General features: G+C 71.1%; 15 protein-coding genes. 9 read left to right on the forward strand and 6 right to left on the reverse strand.

What is annotated here, in order from left to right:
• Positions 1–64 precede the first annotated feature (64 nt).
• From QP939_RS17890 to QP939_RS17925, 8 genes are all read left to right on the forward strand, one after another.
• Entirely contained in the window at positions 65–856 is a 792-nt protein-coding gene (locus QP939_RS17890) for an Abi-alpha family protein (protein ID WP_285457921.1), read from the forward strand.
• A gap of 4 nt (positions 857–860) precedes the next feature.
• Positions 861–2,096, forward strand: coding sequence for a DUF445 domain-containing protein (locus QP939_RS17895; RefSeq protein WP_285457922.1), 1,236 nt, complete (start codon positions 861–863; stop codon positions 2,094–2,096).
• 114 nt (positions 2,097–2,210) lie between these two features.
• Positions 2,211–5,156, forward strand: a complete 2,946-nt coding sequence (locus tag QP939_RS17900) for a patatin-like protein (protein WP_285457923.1) — start codon at positions 2,211–2,213, stop codon at positions 5,154–5,156.
• Between the two features lie 217 nt (positions 5,157–5,373).
• A complete protein-coding gene (gene ectA, locus QP939_RS17905; protein WP_285457924.1) occupies positions 5,374–5,883 on the forward strand; it encodes a diaminobutyrate acetyltransferase in 510 nt (169 codons plus the stop codon).
• A gap of 15 nt (positions 5,884–5,898) precedes the next feature.
• The gene (gene ectB, locus QP939_RS17910; protein WP_285457925.1) at positions 5,899–7,149 is read left to right on the forward strand and encodes a diaminobutyrate--2-oxoglutarate transaminase; all 1,251 of its coding nucleotides are present in this window, start codon (positions 5,899–5,901) and stop codon (positions 7,147–7,149) included.
• 11 nt (positions 7,150–7,160) lie between these two features.
• Entirely contained in the window at positions 7,161–7,553 is a 393-nt protein-coding gene (locus QP939_RS17915) for an ectoine synthase (protein WP_285457926.1), read from the forward strand.
• A 31-nt stretch (positions 7,554–7,584) separates the two neighbouring features.
• Positions 7,585–8,487 carry an ectoine hydroxylase gene (gene thpD / locus QP939_RS17920; protein WP_285457927.1) on the forward strand — a complete coding sequence of 301 codons (903 nt, stop codon included), beginning with the start codon at positions 7,585–7,587 and terminating at the stop codon, positions 8,485–8,487.
• Positions 8,488–9,218: 731 nt separating this feature from the next.
• The gene (locus QP939_RS17925) at positions 9,219–11,957 is read left to right on the forward strand and encodes an AfsR/SARP family transcriptional regulator (protein ID WP_285457928.1); all 2,739 of its coding nucleotides are present in this window, start codon (positions 9,219–9,221) and stop codon (positions 11,955–11,957) included.
• Positions 11,958–12,261: 304 nt separating this feature from the next.
• Here the strand turns inward: QP939_RS17925 and QP939_RS17930 are convergent, their stop codons facing one another.
• The 6 genes from QP939_RS17930 to QP939_RS17955 all read right to left on the reverse strand — a co-directional run bounded on the left by QP939_RS17930 (position 12,262) and on the right by QP939_RS17955 (position 17,116).
• Positions 12,262–12,927 (reverse strand): DUF4190 domain-containing protein, encoded by a 666-nt coding sequence (locus QP939_RS17930; protein ID WP_285457929.1) that lies wholly within the window; start codon positions 12,925–12,927, stop codon positions 12,262–12,264.
• A gap of 306 nt (positions 12,928–13,233) precedes the next feature.
• Complete coding sequence (locus tag QP939_RS17935; protein ID WP_285457930.1) at positions 13,234–14,115, reverse strand: hypothetical protein; 882 nt, start codon at positions 14,113–14,115, stop codon at positions 13,234–13,236.
• A complete protein-coding gene (locus tag QP939_RS17940) occupies positions 14,112–14,588 on the reverse strand; it encodes a DUF6932 family protein (RefSeq protein ID WP_285457931.1) in 477 nt (158 codons plus the stop codon). The genes QP939_RS17935 and QP939_RS17940 overlap by 4 nt, the downstream gene beginning before the upstream one ends.
• Before the next feature lie 57 nt (positions 14,589–14,645).
• Positions 14,646–15,041 carry a hypothetical protein gene (locus tag QP939_RS17945; RefSeq protein WP_285457932.1) on the reverse strand — a complete coding sequence of 132 codons (396 nt, stop codon included), beginning with the start codon at positions 15,039–15,041 and terminating at the stop codon, positions 14,646–14,648.
• Positions 15,042–15,055: 14 nt separating this feature from the next.
• A complete protein-coding gene (locus tag QP939_RS17950) occupies positions 15,056–15,790 on the reverse strand; it encodes an OmpA family protein (RefSeq protein WP_285457933.1) in 735 nt (244 codons plus the stop codon).
• A 510-nt stretch (positions 15,791–16,300) separates the two neighbouring features.
• Entirely contained in the window at positions 16,301–17,116 is an 816-nt protein-coding gene (locus QP939_RS17955; protein WP_285457934.1) for an SGNH/GDSL hydrolase family protein, read from the reverse strand.
• A 279-nt stretch (positions 17,117–17,395) separates the two neighbouring features.
• On the opposite strand from QP939_RS17955, the gene QP939_RS17960 reads away from it, so the two are divergent.
• The gene (locus QP939_RS17960) at positions 17,396–18,058 is read left to right on the forward strand and encodes a DUF3159 domain-containing protein (RefSeq protein ID WP_285457935.1); all 663 of its coding nucleotides are present in this window, start codon (positions 17,396–17,398) and stop codon (positions 18,056–18,058) included.
• The last annotated feature ends 56 nt before the right edge of the window (positions 18,059–18,114 follow it).

Consider the following 18,114-nt stretch of genomic DNA (forward strand, 5'->3'; position numbering starts at 1 on the left):
CCAAACACCGCCATTCGGCCTACTCACAGGTAGCATCACCGCGTATGCAGAGGGGAGTCCGTCCGTGAACGCAGAGCGACCGAACGGCCGGGGCACCGGCGACGAGGTGGCGGACCTCGCGCGCCGCGCCGGGCAGCTGGCGGGCTGGGCCGCGCGCACCGGTTTCGCGCTCGGCCGCAAGCTCCCCGGCGTCGAGACGGCGGAGCGCACGGTGCGGCAGGTCGAGCACCAGCTGCTGAGCGAGCTGCGCCGTCGGCTGGACGAGGTCGACGACCCGTACCACGCGGCGCTCACCGCGGCGTCGGCGATGAACCGCCCGGCGGTGCCCGGAAAGGTCGAAGCGACGGTCACGCTGGTGCCCGCGCGCGACAACCACGCCGAGCCGCTGCGCGCCGCGATGGCCGAACTGCTCAACCACTCCATCGGCTTCGGCCGCGAACGCGCCCGCGAGTACTTCTACGCGATCATCCTGCGCCAGCTGACTCCGGACGAGGCCCGCATCCTGTCGGCGCTCTCGGACGGCTCGCCGTTCCCCGCGGTCGACGTCGTCGAGCGCACCGGCCTCGGCGGCAACGGCCGGGTCGCGCTGCGCAACGCGTCGACGGTCGGCAAGGCGGCCGGGGTGTCGCTGCCCGACCAGGTGCCCGGCTACGTCACGCGGCTGATCGGGCTGGGCCTGGTCGACCTCGACGAAGAGGTGCCGTCGCTGGAGACGCAGTACGAGATCCTGCTGACCGACGAAACCGTGCGCGAGGCGGAGAAGCACGTCAAGCGCGCGAAGTTCGTCCGGCGGACGATCCACATCTCGCGCCTGGGGGCGCAGTTCTGGCAGGCCTGCGACCCGAGCATGGCCTAGCCGGATGGGGGCCTTCCTCAGCGGCATCCTCGCCGACTTCGCGCAGCACTGGCCCCTCTACGTCTCGATCCCGGTGGTGGCCGCGCTGATCGGCTACGGCACGAAGCTGGTCGCGATCCGGATGATGTTCCAGCCGGTGGAGTTCCTCGGGATCAAGCCGTTCTTCGGCTGGCAGGGCATCGTCCCGAAGCGCGCGGCGCGGATGGCGAGCATCGCCTGCGACACGATGACCGAGCAGCTGATCAAACCGGCGGAGGTCGTCGCGCGGCTGGACGCCGGGCGGATCGCGAAGGAGATCGAAAAGCCGCTGCTCGCGGGCGTCGAGGACATCGTGCGCGAGGTGGCGGGGCACTACCAGCCGGGGTTGTGGGAGTCGCTGCCGGTGCGCGTCCAGCGACTGGTGATCCAGCGCGTCCAGCACGAGTCGCCGAGGATGGTCGCCGCCGTGCTCGACCTGATCAAGTCCGATGTGGACAGCGTGTTCGACCTCAAGGGCATGGTGGTCACCAGCCTGGTCAAGGACAAGCGCCTGCTGAACCGGATCTTCCAGGAGGCCGGCGCGAAGGAGTTCAAGTTCATCGCCCGCTCCGGCCTGGTGTTCGGCGGCGCGATCGGCGTGATCCAGATGGTGGCGTGGGTGCTGTTCAAGTTCCCGCCGATCATGCCGGTGTTCGGCCTGTTCACCGGCTGGTTCACCGACTGGCTGGCGTTGCGGATGATCTTCTACCCGATCGAGCCGCGCCGGTACTTCGGCGTCCAGTGGCAGGGGCTGTTCCTGAAGCGGCGCGCGGAGGTCGCGGAGGCGTACGGGTCGCTGATCGCGAAGGAGATCATCACCCCGCACAACGTCATCGAGGCGATCCTGCACGGGCCGCTGTCCGACCGGGTGCTCGCGCTGATCCAGCGTCAGCTGGACCGGGAGCTGGGGAGCGTGGCCAAGCCGTTGCTGGTGTTCGCGGTGGGGTCGCGCAAGTACCAGGACGTGAAGCTGGCGATCGCGTCCCAGATCATGTCGCGGCTGCCGGAGACGATGCGGTACATCGAGGACTACGCGACCGACGCGATGGACATCCGGAACGTGCTGGTGTCGAAGATGAAGGAGCTGTCGCCGCGCGAGTTCGAGCGGTTGCTGCGGCCGGCGTTCGAGCAGGACGAGTGGATCCTGATCGCGACCGGGGCCGTGCTGGGCTTCGCCGTCGGTGAGGCGCAGGTACTGGTGCTGGAGCACCTGGCGGCCTGAGCGCCCGTGCGGGCGACCCGTTCCACCCGAACGGCCGTACACCCGCACGTATCCCGGCGGTCACTTCGCGCCTCTAATCTCCGTCGGGCAGAGACGACGACGGGCGGGGTGCCCATGGCCGAGTCAGCGGAACCGTGGCGGCAGGAGATCCGGCTCGCCGTGACCATGGTCGGCGGGGCCAGCCTCGCCATCTGGATGGGCGGCGTCGCCACCGAAACCTCGCAGCTGCTGCGGGAGTCGCGCGGGGACGCCGAACCCGGGCTCTACCGGCGGCTGCTCGACCTCTTGCGCGCCAGTGTCTCCGTCGACGTCCTCACCGGGACCAGCGCCGGCGGTATCAACGCCGCCTGTCTCGGGCTCGCCGAGGCCTTCGGCTCGACGCCGCAGGTGCTCCGGGACACCTGGATCACCACCGGCTCGCTCGAAAACCTCATCCGGGACGCGCGGGAAGCAGCGCCGCGGTCGGTGCTCGACGGCGACCGCGTGCTGCTCGGGGACGTCGAGCGCGCCCTGCACCGGATCACCGCCGAGGGGACCGCGCCCGCCGAGGAACCCGACATCACCGTGCTGCTCACCGGCACCATGATCGACGGCGAGACCACCCGGTTCGACGACGCGCTCGGGAACCTCGTGCGGGACACCGAACACCGGATGCTCTTCCGGTTCTGCGGTCCACTGTGGACGCCCGGTGTCGAGGGTCCGCTCGCGCTCGCCGCGCGGTCCACCGCGTCGTTCCCTGGCGCCTTCGAACTCTCGCGGATGCCGATCGGCACCGACGGCGCCGACCGGCTGCACCCCGACATGACGCCCTACACCGAGCTCACCCGGTCGCACTGGCTCACCGACGGCGGCGTCCTGCTCAACAAGCCGCTGCGGCCCGCCTTGCGGGAGATCTTCGAACGCCCGTCGCAGTCGGACGTCCGGCGGCTGCTGCTCTACGTCGTCCCCACCGGGGAAGGGGAAGCCGACGCAGTCGACTGCGACGCCGCCAGTCCGCCCCTGCTCTCGAACGCCATGGCCAAGGTCGTCAACACCGTGATGAGCCAGTCGATCAGCGCCGAACTGGACGACCTCACCCGGCACAACGACGCCGTGCTGCGCGCGCGGGACACCCGCGTGTCGCTCGCCGCGCTCGGCGTGCGCGGGGGTGCCGGCTGCCTGGTCGACGACCGCGTCGCCACCGCCTACCGCGAGCGGCGGACCGCCGAGGACGCCGCCGAGCTCGTCCGGATCGCCGCCCGCCGCTACGCCTTGTCCGATGTGGACACTCCGGACCGGGACTGGGCCTCCGGGATGTCGCGGCAGCTGCGCACCATCGCCGTCACCGGGCTGAGCAGCGGGGTGCCCACCCGGCCGCCCGCCACCAGCGTCGCCGTCGCCGAGCTCGTCGGCTACCGGACCACCGCGCTCGACGACGCCGTCGCCACCGGCCTACAGCTGGTCAACGCCGGGTTCCGGCTCCGGCCGGACGCCACGCTCGCGAAAGAGCTCAACGATGCGCGCGCCCAGCTGCACGCCGCCCGCTCGACCGCCGCGCGCGGGGTGCGGCTCGCGCAGTGGGTCGCCGCGCACGCCGGGCCCGGCGCGAGCAGCACGCTCGAAGAGTGGGTGCGCGAGCTCGCCGAAGAGTGGGCGGGCCTGGGCCGGTCGGCCGCGGTCGCCGAAGCGTGGCCGCTGGTGGTCGCGGCCCTGCGAGCGGCGGCGCCGACGTTGCGCGCGCTCGCGACCGAAGATCCCGGCGGTACGGTCGCGACCCTGCTGACCTGGCTGGCGCTGGACTCCGGCGACGACGTGGCCGACGACGTCGTCCAAGCCCGGCTGCTGGCCCTGCACGTCGCGACGCGCGGGCTGCTCGCCCAAGCGCCGTCGGTCGACCAGCGCGTCGACCTCGTGCAGGTCAGCGCCGATTCGCGAACGCTGCTGGACATGACGCGCCGCCGGTCGTGGGACAAGCTGACCGGGATGCAGGCCAGCTACTTCGGCGCGTTCTACAAGGCGTCGTGGCGGGCGAACGACTGGATGTGGGGCCGCGTCGACGGCGCGGGCTGGCTGGTGCAGTGCCTGCTCGACCCCGTCCGGCTCGAGACGCTGCGGGAGGTCGTCGGGCGGGAGCGGTTCCGCGACGAGGTCGCCGAGGCACTCCGGCCGGGCTGGCGCAAGCCGGACGAGCAGGACGGCTGCTCGCCCGCCGAGGCCGGCCAGCTGCGGGACCAGCTCACCGCCGAGCTGGCGTTCCTCGGCCTCGACGCCGACCTGCGCCCGGTCGACGTCGAGGGCGAGCGGCCGCTCAGCCTGCCGGTGACGGCGATGGTGCTGGCCCGCGCCCGGCAGGCCCGGATCGCCGCGGAAGAGCTCCCCGTCGTCACGCTCGCCGCGCGCTTCGACGCCGACGACCGCCCCGGCATCGAAAAGGCCCTCGACGAGCCGCGGGAACCCGGTGACGAACGCACCGCGCAGGCCCGGTTCCAGGCCTGCCGCGTCTCGGCCGAGAAGCTCGCCGGGGAGCAGGGCACCGCCCGGCTGACCCGGACGCTGGTGGCGCTCGGAGCCGCGACCGTCAACGCCGGTGCGGTCGCGTTCCGGCTGCCCGGTGGCTGGCCGCGGACGGTCGCGGGCATCCTGCGGACGGTCGCGCGGAGCACGGCGAAGGTCGCTCGCGGCGCGTCACGCCTCGGCACGGCGGGCTCGCTCGCCGCCGGTGCGCTGGCCCTGCTCGCCGGGCTGGTCATCGGCGCGAACGGCGGCGCGGTGCTCCAGTGGGTCGGCCTGCCGGTGCTCGCCGGCGCGGTCGTCTACCTGGCCACGGCGCTGCTCACCATGGGCCGCACCCCGCGGCGGCTGTTCTCGGTGCTGGGCGTGCTCGTCGTGGCCGCGCTGCTGCTGGCCGCGTTCCTCCCGCCGCTCGCCCGGCCCTTCTTCGGCTGGCTCGGCGGGGTCGTAGCAGGCTGGCAACGCGGCGAACACGCCGTGTGGTGGCTCGTCGTGTCCGGCCTGCTGATCCTCCCGGCGGTCGTGATGCCTGCCGGTGCCTTGTGGCGACGGCTCCGCCGCCCGAGTTGACGGCCCGTCGCCTTGCGATCACGGCGGTTTGGGGTCATCGTCGGAGGAGGTCGCGGGCCACGTGCGCGCGGCCCAGGCGCGCGTATGCCCAGCGATCGCCCGCATCAAACATGTTTGTGGGACTCCTCACCGGGTACCCCGCGTCGTCGCAGGTCATTGCGGGTCCGGTGAGCCACGTCGCTGGCGGGCGGAAAATTCTCTGTTACGTTTCCTGAGTATGTCCGTAACGCACTTGATCGAATCCCCGACCAAGGCGGACGGCGCGCAGCTGTGGCGAATCGCGCGTGATTCCGCCAAGCTCGATCTCAACTCGCCGTACGCATACATGCTGTGGTGCCGCGATTTCGCCGAGACATCGGTGGTCGCGCGTGAAGACGGCAAGGCGGTCGGATTCGTCATCGGCTACCGCAGGCCGGACGCGCCGGAGGCGGCCCTCGTCTGGCAGGTCGCGGTCGACGCGTCCCAGCGCGGGAAGGGCCTGGCCGGAGCGCTGCTCGACGCGCTGTACACGCGTCTGGTCGGCCAGGGGGTGCGTTACCTCGAGACCACCATCACCCCGGACAACGAGGCGTCCATCCGGCTGTTCACGTCGTTCGCGAAGCGCTGGAACGCCGCGGTGGAAACCAGTGTGCTGTTCGCGGGCGAGGATTTCCCCGAAGCCGGGCACCTCCCCGAAGAGCTTTACCGCATCGGTCCGCTCACGACACGCAAAGATCCGGGCGAGTAGGAGAAAAGAAACGTCATGAGCATCTTCGAAGAGCTCGAATCCGAGGTCCGCAGCTACAGCCGCGGCTGGCCGGTCGTGTTCGACCGCGCGCAGGGCAGCTGGCTGTACGACGAGAGCGGAAAGCCCTATCTGGACTTCTTCGCCGGGGCCGGCGCGCTGAACTACGGGCACAACAACCCGGCGCTCAAGCAGGCGCTGATCGACTACATCCAGCGCGACGGCGTCACCCACGCGCTCGACATGTTCACCGTGGCCAAGCGCGACTTCCTGCAGACCTTCCGCGACAAGATCCTCGACCCGCGCGGGCTCGGCTACAAGGTCGTGTTCCCCGGGCCGGGCGGCGCGAACGCCGTCGAGGCGGCGCTGAAGCTGGCGCGCAAGGTGACCGGCAAGGAAGCGGTCATCAACTTCACCAACGCCTTCCACGGCATGACGCTGGGCGCGTTGTCGGTCACCGGCAACTCGATGAAGCGCGGCGGCGCCGGCGTCCCGCTGGTGCACGCCACCCCGATGCCGTACGACAAGTACTTCGACGGCGCGATGCCGGACTTCCTGTACTTCGAGAAGCTCCTCGAAGACTCCGGCAGCGGGCTCAACGAGCCGGCCGCGGTGATCGTCGAAGGCGTGCAGGGCGAAGGCGGCATCAACGCCGCGCGCCTGGAGTGGCTGAAGGGCCTCGACGACCTCTGCAAGCGCCACGGCATCCTGCTGATCCTCGACGACGTCCAGATGGGCTGCGGCCGCACCGGGCCGTTCTTCTCCTTCGAGGACGCCGGGATCAAGCCGGACATCGTCTGCCTGTCGAAGTCCATCGGCGGCTACGGCATCCCGATGGCGCTGACGCTGATCAAGCCGGAGCTGGACGTCTGGGAGCCGGGCGAGCACAACGGCACCTTCCGCGGCATCAGCCCGGCGTTCGTCACCGCCAAGGAAGCCATCGACGTCTACTGGAGCGACGACGAGCTCGAGAAGTCGACCAAGGCCAAGGGCGAGCGCATCGCCAGCGCGTTCACCGGCATCGTCGAGGCGTACCCGGAAGCGAACCTCGTCGCGAAGGGCCGCGGCCTGGCGCGCGGCATCGAGTTCACCGACGGCGACCTCGCCGGACGCGTGTGCGCGGAAGCGTTTGCGCGCGGCCTGTTGATGGAAACCTCGGGTCCCGACGGCGAAGTCATGAAGCTGCTGCCGCCGCTGACCCTGACCGACGACGAGCTGACGCAGGGCTTGTCCATCATCGACGAGTCCGTCAAGGCCGTCCTCAAGTAAAGGAGTACCACGTGCTCGTCCGCACGCTCGACGAGATCACCGACACCGACGCCGACATCAAGACCCCGAACTGGCGCAGCAAGCGCATCATCCTGGCCAAGGAGGGCGTCGGCTTCTCGGTGCACGAGACCACGCTGTACGCGGGGACGGTCAACGACTTCTGGTACGCCAACCACATCGAGGCGGTGTTCATCACCTCCGGCGAGGGCGAGATCGAGGATCTGGCCACCGGCAAGGTGTACGAGCTCAAGCCCGGCACGCTGTACCTGCTCAACGACCACGACAAGCACCAGGTCCGGCCGAAGACCGAGATCAAGTGCGTGTGCGTGTTCAACCCCCCGGTGACCGGTCGCGAGGTGCACGACGAGAACGGCGTGTACCCGCTGGTCACCGAGGACGCGTAAACACCGGAGAGGAAAACAGGAGGCGAAGCCCGTGACGCTGACGGACACCCGGGTCGACGACGGTTACCCGACCCGGATCACCGGTACGCCGGCCCACCTGCCGCGCGTGCACCCCACCGTGTGGGGTACCGAGGCCGACGGCCCGATCGACGCCGCCACCCTGGCGAACCACGAGACCAAGGGTTACACCGTGGTCGAAGACATGCTCTCCGTCGGGGAAGTGCAGACGTACTGGCAGGAACTGGTGCGGCTGTCCACCGACGAGGAGCTCGCCAAGGACGAGCGGGTGATCACCGAGGCGAAGACCGGTGAGGTCCGGTCGATCTTCGACGTCCACGAGATCTCGGACCTGATCGCCGAGCTGGTGCGCGACCCGCGCGTGCTGGACCGGGCCCGTCAGCTGCTCGGCTCCGAGGTGTACATCCACCAGAGCCGCGTCAACTACATGCCCGGGTTCAAGGGCACCGGGTTCTACTGGCACTCGGACTTCGAAACCTGGCACGCGGAGGACGGCATGCCGACCCCGCGCGCGGTCAGCTGCTCCATCGCGCTGACGGACAACTACCCGTTCAACGGCGGCCTGATGATCATGCCGGGCTCGCACCGGACGTTCGTCCAGTGCGCGGGCGAGACGCCGGAGGACAACTACAAGAGCTCGCTCAAGGACCAGCGGGTGGGCGTGCCGAGCGAGGACGACATCACCAAGATGGCGGCCGAGTACGGCATCGACCAGTTCACCGGCCAGGCGGGCTCGGCGCTGTGGTTCGACTCGAACATCATGCACGGGTCGGGCAACAACATCACGCCGTACCCGCGCTCGAACATCTTCCTGGTGTTCAACAGCGTGGAGAACGCACTGGAGGAGCCGTTCGCGGCGACGGCGCCCCGCCCGGCGTTCATCGCGGGCCGCGACTCGACGCCGATCTCGCGCTGAGGGGAGCCACGTGGGCCCGCCGGTGACGGCTTCGGTGCGCTTTGTTACCGTGTCGCCACCGCGCGGGCGTGTGGCCCGCGCAACAGACGTCTTCGCGGAAGACCGGCGGCGGGTGCTTCGCTCGGGGTGAGCCCACCCGCCCGGTCCTCGGTTGAGACGGCGGGCGGACCGCGCCCCCTGGCGGCCCGGCCGGAGATTCAGCACGACCCCGCACCAGCGGATCGGGACCGATGGTGCGGGGTCGTGTCATGTCTGGCCCCAGTCTGGCTCCGCGGGCGTTGGTGTCGCGAATGGGTCATTGGAGACCGCCAGCGTCGCGAATGAGTCATTCGCGACCCCGGCCGCAGCCGTGCCGCGGCTCGCGCCTCCGGCCCGGCTCCAGCGCCCCGGCCTGCGCCCGGCGCAAGTCATGGCCCGCCAAAGCACCCCGCCTCAGCGCCCCCGGCCCGGCCGCAGCCGCGAGCACCCCTGTCGCGAATGGGGCATTGGGGACCGCCAGCGTCGCGAATGAGTCATTCGCGACCCCGCCGGCCCGCCGCGAACCCACCCTCCCGACATCGCACCCCACCCGACCCCGGCCTGCGGAATCCGCAGAGCCACCAAACCTCCTGGTGTCAGCCCTCCGGAGTGCCCGACAGGGTGGTATTCGTCAGCGGGCGCTCACGGTAGGTTGATTTTTCCGGCGAGGGAGACGCCGGGTTACCGTGGACCCCGGGGAGGTGGGCGCGAGCATGGCCGAAACCCGGTTCCAGCTGCTCGGGCCCGTCCAGCTCTTCGACGGCGACACGCCCGTCCCCATCGGGGGTCCCGCTGTCCGCGGCCTGCTCGCCCTCCTCGCCTTGAAGCCCGGCAAAGTCGTCGCACTCGACGAGATCATCGATGCCCTCTGGGGCCACGATCCGCCCGCCACCGCCCGGACCATCGTGCACGGCAACGTCTCGCACCTGCGGCGGGTCCTGCGCGAGATCGACGGCCCGAGCATCCTCACCACCCCGCCCGGCTACCGCCTGGACGTCGACCCCGATCGGATCGACGTCCACCGCGCCCGGGCGCTGCTCGACCGCGCCTCTCTCGCCTCGCCGGAGACCGCCGCGAGCCTGCTGGCCGAGGCCCTCTCGCTCTGGCAGGGCCCCGTGCTCGGCGGCGTGCCCGACTCCCTGCGCGCGCCCGAACTCGAAGACCTCCGCCTCGCCGTGCACGGTGCCCGTGTCGACGCCGATCTCGACCTCGGGCGGCACGCCGAACTGATCGTCGAGCTCAGCCCGATCGTGCGGGCCGATCCGCTCGCCGAACGGACCGCGGGCCAGCTCATGCGTGCCCTCTACCACGCCGGGCGCCGCGGGGACGCGCTCGAGCTCTATCGGACCGTCTCGCGCGCCACCCTCCGCACCCTCGGTGTCGAGCCCGGGGCCGAGCTGCGGTGGCTGCACGAACGCGTCCTCAACGACGACCTCCCCGCGCGGGACGCCGTCGTCGCCGAACCGGCCGGCAAGGCCATCTCGCAGCTGCCCGCCGCCGTGCCGAGCCTCGCCGGGCGCGCCGACGAACTCGCCTGGCTCGACAGCCTCGTCACCCGCGCCGAAGCCGGGGAGACGACGATCGCCGTCGTCACCGGGACCGCCGGGGTCGGGAAGAGCACGCTCGTCGTCTGGTGGGCGCACCGCGTCGCGCGGCGGTTCCCCGACGGCGTCCTCTTCGCCTCCCTGCGGGGCTTCGACCCGCACCACCCGCCGCTGGAGGCCGCCGAGCTGCTCACGCAGTTCCTGCTCGGCCTCGGCGTCGACACCGCGAAGATCCCCGAACTGCTGCACGAACGCGTCGCGCTGTACCGGTCGCTGATCGCCGGGCGGCGGATGCTCGTGCTGCTCGACGACGCCCGCACCGCCGAGCAGGTGCGCCCGTTGCTGCCGCCGAGCTCGCGGACGATGACCGTCGTGACCAGCCGGTCCCGCCTCGACGGCCTCGCCGTGTCGAACGCGGCCAAGCGGCGTGTCCTCGGCACCCTCGCGCCGGACGACGCCGTCCAGCTCATCGAGGAGCTCGCCGGCCCGGCCGCGCTCAACCACGCCCTCGCGCGGCTCTGCGGCTACCTCCCGCTCGCCCTGCGGATCGCGGGCGCGCGGCTTTCCGCGAGCGCGCAGCGCACCGCCGAGGAGCTGGTCGACGAGCTCGGCAACGAGCGCACCCGGCTGGCCGGCCTGCAGGTCGACGGCGCCGACGACGGCGTGCGCGCGGCCTTCGACGTCTCCTTCCGCGGCCTGCCCGACGAGATCGCCGAGACGTTCCTGCAGCTGGGGGCCGTGCCCGGGGTGCTGGTCGGGCCGCACGTGATGGCCGCGGTCGCGCAGATCCCGGTGGCCGAGGCGCGACGTCGGCTGCGCGCCCTCGCCGCGCACAACCTCATCACCGAGACCGCCCGTGACGTCTTCGTCCCGCACGACCTCGTCTGGCTCTACCTGCGCGAGCTCGCGGAGCAGGAGCTCGGTGAGAAGGAGCGCGACGAGGCGCTCGGCTGGACGGTCCGCTATTACCAAGCCGTGGCCGACCGGGCGCGGCGCCGCCTGGGTCCGGTCGTCGACCCGCTCGACTTCGCCGGGGTGCTCGCCGACGACGTGATGCCGCCGCTGGACAGCGTCGCGCGGGCGCAGGACTGGTTCGCGGCGGAGTGGCCGAACCTCCTCGCCGTGCTCGACGCCGCGTACGCCGCGGGCCGCCACGACGACGTCTGGCGGCTGGCCCGGCTCGCGCACGCCTACCGCGTCGCCTGCCCGCTGCTCGACGAGTGGACGCGGATGGCCGACCTCGGCGTCGTCGCCGCCGAAGCCGCGGGCGACGTCGCCGGGCAGTGCTGGCTGCTGCTGGCGCGGTGCGAGATCGCGCTGGTCTTCGAGCTGCCCGGGTTCGGGCTCGCCGACGCCGAACGCGCGGCCGAGCTGTCCGCCGGGCTCGGCGACGAGCGGCTGGTCACCTCGGCCGACCTGCACCTCGGCCGCGCGCTGAGCCGCCTCGGCGAGCACGAGAAGGCGATCGCCCGGCTGGCCAAGGCCGTCGCGGAGGCGCGGGACGCCACCCTGCGCGGGCAGGCGCTCAGCAGCTGCGCGCAGGCGGAGAAGCGGGCCGGCCTGCTGGCGGACGCGATCACCCACCAGGCCGCCGGCCTCGCGGTCGACCGCGAACTCGGCGACGACGACCGGGTCGTCGTCTCGCTCGGCAAGCTGGCCGAACTCAGCCTGCGCGCCGGGGACCTCGAGGCGGCCGGGCGCTACGTCTGGGAGGCGATCGACCTCGCGATCAGCCGCGAGTTCGTCGCGCGGGAGGGCGCGCTGCGGCTGACGCTCGGCCGGGTGCTGCGTGCGCGGGGCGACATCGACGGCGCGCGGGAACAGCTCGCGTTGTCCGTGCGCATTTACGAGCGCGTGCACCCGAAGCTCGTCGGTGAAGTGCGCGCCGAACTCGCCGAACTGCGGTGACGGTTTTCCCGCGCATTCGAACTGCGACAACTCCGCGCCGGTCGGCCGGATTTGTGGAGAGGAATTCGGTTGCGAATGGGTCACGACCGGGCGGCAACGGTCAATCCTTAGTGGATTCTTAGTGTCCGCGTCGCCGCGCCGCGTAGGTTCGGCGGTGCCGGCAGAGCCCTAGGGGAGGGGCAGGCTGAGACGCCGGCGCCGGGCCCCGCGCGGGAAACCGCCGCGGGGCCGGGAGCCGCCAGGAGCGGCTCGTGGCGGCCCGGCCGGCCGACGTGGGGGTAGGCCGGCCGGTCGCCAGGCTCGTTCAGCCCACGTTGGCCGTGCAGAGCGCGATCGTCGTCCCGCTGTTTTCCGCGACCTTCTTGCCGTCGACGGAAATGGCGCAGCTGATTTCGTTGTTGACGTTCGAATTGCGGGTGTCCGCGGTGAGCGTCAACAGGTACGAGCCATTGTTGTAGGAGGCCTGGCCCCGCCACGCGTCCGTGCTGGCCGGCGCGTTTTCGGTGCGCTGGTCCGACAGGCTGCCGTAACGCACGGTGGCGCCGCCGGCCGAGGTGACCTCGAAGACCACGGTGTGCTTGTCGCCGGCCACCGCCGGCAGGTGCAGCCCGGACTCGCCGCCGCCGAGGAACGTCGAGTACAGCAGCAGCCCGGCGCTCGTCAGCAGCGCGGCGACCGCGACGACGGTCGCGGTGATCGCCAGGCCGCGGTCGCCCACGGTGCCCTTCTTGACCTGGACCAACCCGATGACCGCCAGCACGAGCCCGATCCCGCCCAGCGGCCACGCGACGATCCCGATGTCCGGGACGAACGCGACGGCCACCGCGGCCACGCCGAGCACCAGCGCGATGATCGCGAGGAAGTTGCGGCCGGGCTTCGCGTTGGCTTGACGACGCTCCGTGGCCGTCACCGGCGGCGCGGGACGGCCGTGGCGCGCGGTGGTCGGCGGGTACTGCGGGTCGGTCATCATGCGGGCCCCTTCGGGTGGGAGTGCGACGACGTTAACCCATAAGAGTGCCCGCGAACGAAATTGTTACATTCTGGAAAAAGTCATTGTCCCACCATTTCGCGCCGGGTATCGGTATTTCCTGACATCGCGCGCAGGGTGTGGCCCGGTGATCAATGGGAAGAATATCGGAGTTCCCACTGTTCGCGAGGCGGTTTGGCGACCTCGCAGCGGGTATCGTAAATACCGTACGGACATCCCGGCACCGCTGTGAGGCCTACGACGACCGTCGGTAACACCGTTCCCGACGAAAGTCGGATACCGGACTTCTCAGTCGAACAAGCTCACTTCGGGCGTGATTTCGAGGAGCTCGAAAACGGGACGGCCGCGACGGCCGTCGATCGTCGTCGTGCGCACGACGCGCAGCCGCGCGGTCACCGGGCGGTCGAGGTTCTCCTTGATCTGGTCGAGCAGATCCGGCGCCACCGCGCCCTGGATGGTCCCGCCCGACTCGCGGTCGAGGTAGAAGATGCGGCGCCGGGTGCGGACGCCGTCGAGCCGCCCCCGGACCGTCTCGTAGCCGACCGCCTCGCGCGACTCCCGCAGGCTGCCCTGCAGGATCCGCGCCTGCTCGGTCGTCATGCTCCGGGTGACCTGCTCGCCCGACGTCGGCGTCAGCGCCATGCCGATGCCGGCGTTCTTCGCGACGGCGTTGACGATGTCGCTGACGGCGTTGCGGACGGTGTCGCGCTGCAGGAGGACGGCGTCGAGCGCGCCGTCGTCGGAGCCGTTCGCGGGCAGGAAGTCGCAGAGCTCCTTCACCGCCCGCTCCGACAGCGTCTCGATGCCGTCGATGATCAGGGCGTCGTCGGCGACCGGCTCGGGGAAGCCGAAGAAGATCGCGTTGCCCGCCTGGCCACGCTGGATCAGCGGCGCCTTGTCGCGGTCGGCCTGCTGGACCTGGGTGACCTCGCCGGAGGGGTTCCGGATGATGTGCCCGATCTTGGCCGTGGCGTCCTGGAGCGCGCGGCTGATGTCGGAGAAGGTGTAGGCGTCGATGGTCTGCTCGCCGATCACCGAGACGTGCAGCAGCGGTGAGCGGGACGTCCGCTCGAACTTGGCGTTCGCCGCCATCGCCGACGCGCGCGCGAGGTCGTCGAGCCACGTGCCGCCGGGGATCTCGTCGGCGATGCGCCGGAACTCGTTCCTCACCAGATCATCTCCGGGTAGCCCCTGCCGCCGTCGCCCCAGACCTCGGCCCAGACGTCTTCGTCGCCGGGACGGCAGAGGAAGCCGTCCAGCATGCCGCCGACCGGCTGCACCTGGTCGAGGTACATCGCGGGCTGCCCGACGATCACGCCGCGCAGGGTGAGCAGGCCGTAGAGCGCCGAGCGGCCGGCGTCGTCGAGCCGCTTGAGGGCGCCCCACTCGTCCGGGATGAGGACGACGTCGAGGCCGCGCGGCGGGTGGGCGGTCCGGGTGATGAGCTCGCCGCCGATCCAGGCGCGGCCGGACGGCATGATCCGCCGGGCGACGCCGAGGTAGCTGTTGAGCGCGCTGAAGAGGATCTCGCGTTCGTTCTGGTGCGGGGCGTCGAAGACCAGGCGTTCGTAGACGTCGGCGAGGTCGCAGGCGTGGCGGCCCGGCGGCAGGACCTGCTGCGACGTCCAATGGGGGAGCGCCACGCCACCCCCTCCTCAGCCTTCGCTCACAGTGCGTAGCCGAATTTACCAGGATGGGTGTCAGCCACCGCGCCCAGGCTGCTGCGGCCACTGCGGGGCGGCCTCTTCGCTCTCGGGCCAGGCCGGTTCTTCCTCGGTGGGCCAGTCTTCGGCCTCCACCCCGCGTTGCGGTGGAAGGGGAAGGTGGCCTTCGCGGTGTCCGACGGGCTCGGGCACGTCGTCGTCCTCGGCCGGTTCGGGCTCGTGCGGCGCTTGCTGCGCCCAGGCGGCGGGGATGAACTGCGTCTGCTCGGCGGCCAGCGGTTCGGGCACGGCTTCGGGTTCGTGCCGCGGTTCCGGTTCGGGTTCGGCGTGGGGGCGGTGCTGCGTGGCCCGCAGGAGGAGCCACGAGGTGAGCGCGCCGAGCGCGAAGGCGATGATCAGCCACAGCCAGATCTGCCCGAACAGCCACACCATGCTCGCTCACCCCTTCAGACGACGGTGATTTCGACGCGCCGGTCTTCTTCCCCGCCGGTGGCCGGCCGGGTGTCGCCCAGCCCCCGGTAGGTCACGCGCTTGGCCGCCAGCCCGTTGGCGGTGAGGATCCGCGCGACGGCCCTGGCGCGGTCCCGGGAGAGTTTGAGAGCGGCGCTCTCGCCACCGGGCCCGCGGGCGACGTGGCCGGTGACGCGGTACTTGAAGGTCTCCGGAGCCTTGGCGAGGGCGATGGCGACGCTGCGGGCGGCCTGCTCGCCTTCGGGGGTGAGCTTGGCGGTGTCGGGCACGAAGGTGATCGGCGCTTCGGTGAGCATCCGGTCGATTTCGGCCTGAACGCCGGCTTTGTCCGTGGGCGGCGGCGCGGTGGTCGTGGTGGTCGGGGGCGGAGTGGCGGAGCTGGAACTGGGCGGCGCGCTCGTGGTCGGCGGCGCGCTGGTGACCGGGGTGACGTCGCCTTCGAGCTTGGCGGCCCGGACACCGTCGAGGTTCTGCACGATGTCGAGGGCGCGCAGGGCCTGGCCGGGCGGGAAGCCGCTGAGGGTGGCGTCCCGGCCGTCGAAGGTGACGTTGCCTTGGGGGAGGCCCGCGGCGGCGAGGGCGGTCTGGGCGTCGGCGGCGAGGTTGCGCTGGATGCTGCCGGATTGTGCCCAGGTGACAACGCCCGCCAGCAGCGCTGTGACGAGCACCGCGATCGGGACCACCAGGATCCAGCGCCGACCACCGGACATAAGGGGACTGTAAGCCGGGTGGGGCGGGTTGGCGAGCCGGAACGGGGTGGTGGTCCACAAGTTGTCCCCAGGCAAGTCGACATGTGGACAACTGGCGGGGTTGTGATCGGGTGGGCACTTTCCGTCGGAGGTGGCGCTCGTAAGCGTCGCGAATGGGTCATTCGGGACGTCGGCGGTCCCCAATGACTCATTCGCGACCTCGCCGGACCGCCTGCCCCGCAGCACGGCGCGGTCAGGCGTGGCAGTCCCGCCCGCACCGGCGGGCCGAGTGTCCTGAATGACTCATTCACGACCTCAGGCGACCCGCGGCCGCCGCGAGGTCGGATGCGGTAGTCCGCGGCCCGTGCCGGCGGTCGGGTGTCGTGGGTGAGGGTTGCTGGGTCGTGCGAGCCTCGCCGAGGCCGCCCGCACGCCGCAAGAAGGCCGGGCACGCCAAATGCCGTGAAGGCCACCGTCAGGGCATCCTGAAGGTGGCCTTCACAGCAACAAAGCAGGCGGGAGGGGAGAAACTCAGCTGGCCTGCTGCTGCCGAGCAGTGTCCGGCACGTCGAGAACCTCCAACGGCAGCAGGGGAGCGAGCTGAGGCCGCTTGGGCGAGAGCCCGTCCCCCATGGACTCACCCCGAAGCTGCCGCCGGATCCACGGCAGCAGGTGCACCTTCGTCCACGTCAAATCCGACCGCCGCGAGTCGATCCACCGCGAAGGCGCCTCCTCCAGCGGCCACGGCTCCCGCCAGTCACCCTCGACCGGGATCCCCAGCACTTCAGCCGACTTCAACGCGATCCGCCGGTGCGCCTCGGGTGAGAAGTGCAGCCGGTCGTCGCTCCAGGCTCGGCGGTCGTGCAGCGGACCCATCGTCCACAGGTCCACCATCCGGGCTCCGTGGCGCTCGGCGATCCCCCACAGGTGCGTGTTGTAGATCGCGACCTTGCCGCGGAGCACCGACATCACCGACAGCACCTTCGTGTCCGGCCCGTTGAAGATCAATACCGGGATGCCGGCCGCGCGCAGCTTGGCGACGCCCTCTTCGAAGCGCTCCGCCACCGCGTCCACGTCCGCGCCCGGGACGATGATGTCGTTGCCGCCCGCGCACAGTGTCACCAGGTCCGGCTTCAGCTCCAACGCGATCGGGAGCTGCTCGTCCATGATCTCGTCGATCATCTTGCCGCGCAGCGACAGGTTCGCGTACCGGAAGTCGCTCCGGCCCGCCGCCAGGATCTCCGCCAGCCGGTCGGCCCAGCCGCGGAACGAGCCGTCCGGCAGCTCGTCGTTGAGTCCCTCGGTGAAGCTGTCACCGAGCGCCACATAGCTGTCGAATCCGTACACGTTGGGTCCCCTTCCCGTCCTGCGACCGACACACCCCGACATGTAGTTGTACACCCCAACTAACCAATCGGGCCGCACCCCCACGATGCGCACACCATCACCTCGGGTTCAGCCTGCGGTAACAGTGTCTTATCTAGTCGGTCTTCCGCGCTTCCGTATTACGCAGTCTTCACCTTCGGCATGCCGTGAAACAGCACACTCGGAGTGAAACCCGGCGCCCGATGTGGCGAAGATCTCCCCGGTCGGGGCCTCCCGGCGCGAATCCGGCAGTCTGGACACGTGTCCGGAGAACCCCGTGAGTCGCTCGCCCAGATCCTCGGCGGCCGCCGGGGCGCGCTCGACGCCAGCATCCCGCCGGTCGGCTTCGTCGTCGGCTGGCTCGCGGCCGGTCAGTCCATCGCCTGGGGTGCCGGCGCCGCCATCGCGGTCGCCGTCGCGCTCGGGGCCTACCGGATCGCGCGCGGCGGGAAGGTGCGCGCGCTGGTCGTCAGCCTCGCCGCCGTCGTCGCCGCCGCGCTGATCGCCCTGCACACTGGCCGGGCCCAGGACTTCTTCCTGCTGCAGCTGATGTCCAATGTGGCCAGCGCGCTGCTGTGGGCGGCGAGCATCGTGATCCGGTGGCCGCTGCTCGGCGTCGTCGTCGGGCTGGTGCTCGGCCAGAAGACGCGCTGGCGCCGCGACCCCGTGCTGCTGAAGGCCTACTCGCGGGCCAGCTGGGTGTGGGTGTTCGGCCAGTACACGCTGCGCGTCGCCGTCTACGGCCTGCTGTGGTGGTCCGGCCAGGTGATCGCGCTCGGCGTGGCCCGCACGGTGCTTTCGTGGCCGCTGGTCGCGCTGACCGTCGCGGTCAGTGGCTGGGTGCTCTACCGGGCGTTGCCGCCGGAGCACCCCGGCCTGCGCCTGGCGCCCGAACCGAGCTCGGACGACGTACCCGGGACATAAGGCGGCCCCCGGCGAGGGGGGAGGGTCCGGGGGCCAACGCCTACGGTACCCGGACT

Origin of the sequence: Amycolatopsis nalaikhensis (assembly GCF_030264295.1) — a bacterium.
Taxonomy (GTDB): domain Bacteria; phylum Actinomycetota; class Actinomycetes; order Mycobacteriales; family Pseudonocardiaceae; genus Amycolatopsis; species Amycolatopsis nalaikhensis.

What these genes read in the sequence shown, in the direction of transcription:
- QP939_RS17895 (WP_285457922.1), top strand. Translation starts at nt 861, where the DNA reads ATGGGGGCCTTCCTCAGCGGCATCCTCGCCGACTTCGCGCAGCACTGG.
- QP939_RS17900 (WP_285457923.1), top strand. Translation starts at nt 2,211, where the DNA reads ATGGCCGAGTCAGCGGAACCGTGGCGGCAGGAGATCCGGCTCGCCGTG.
- ectA (WP_285457924.1), top strand. Translation starts at nt 5,374, where the DNA reads ATGTCCGTAACGCACTTGATCGAATCCCCGACCAAGGCGGACGGCGCG.
- ectB (WP_285457925.1), top strand. Translation starts at nt 5,899, where the DNA reads ATGAGCATCTTCGAAGAGCTCGAATCCGAGGTCCGCAGCTACAGCCGC.
- QP939_RS17925 (WP_285457928.1), top strand. Translation starts at nt 9,219, where the DNA reads ATGGCCGAAACCCGGTTCCAGCTGCTCGGGCCCGTCCAGCTCTTCGAC.
- QP939_RS17930 (WP_285457929.1), bottom strand. Translation starts at nt 12,927, where the DNA reads ATGATGACCGACCCGCAGTACCCGCCGACCACCGCGCGCCACGGCCGT.
- QP939_RS17945 (WP_285457932.1), bottom strand. Translation starts at nt 15,041, where the DNA reads ATGGTGTGGCTGTTCGGGCAGATCTGGCTGTGGCTGATCATCGCCTTC.
- QP939_RS17950 (WP_285457933.1), bottom strand. Translation starts at nt 15,790, where the DNA reads ATGTCCGGTGGTCGGCGCTGGATCCTGGTGGTCCCGATCGCGGTGCTC.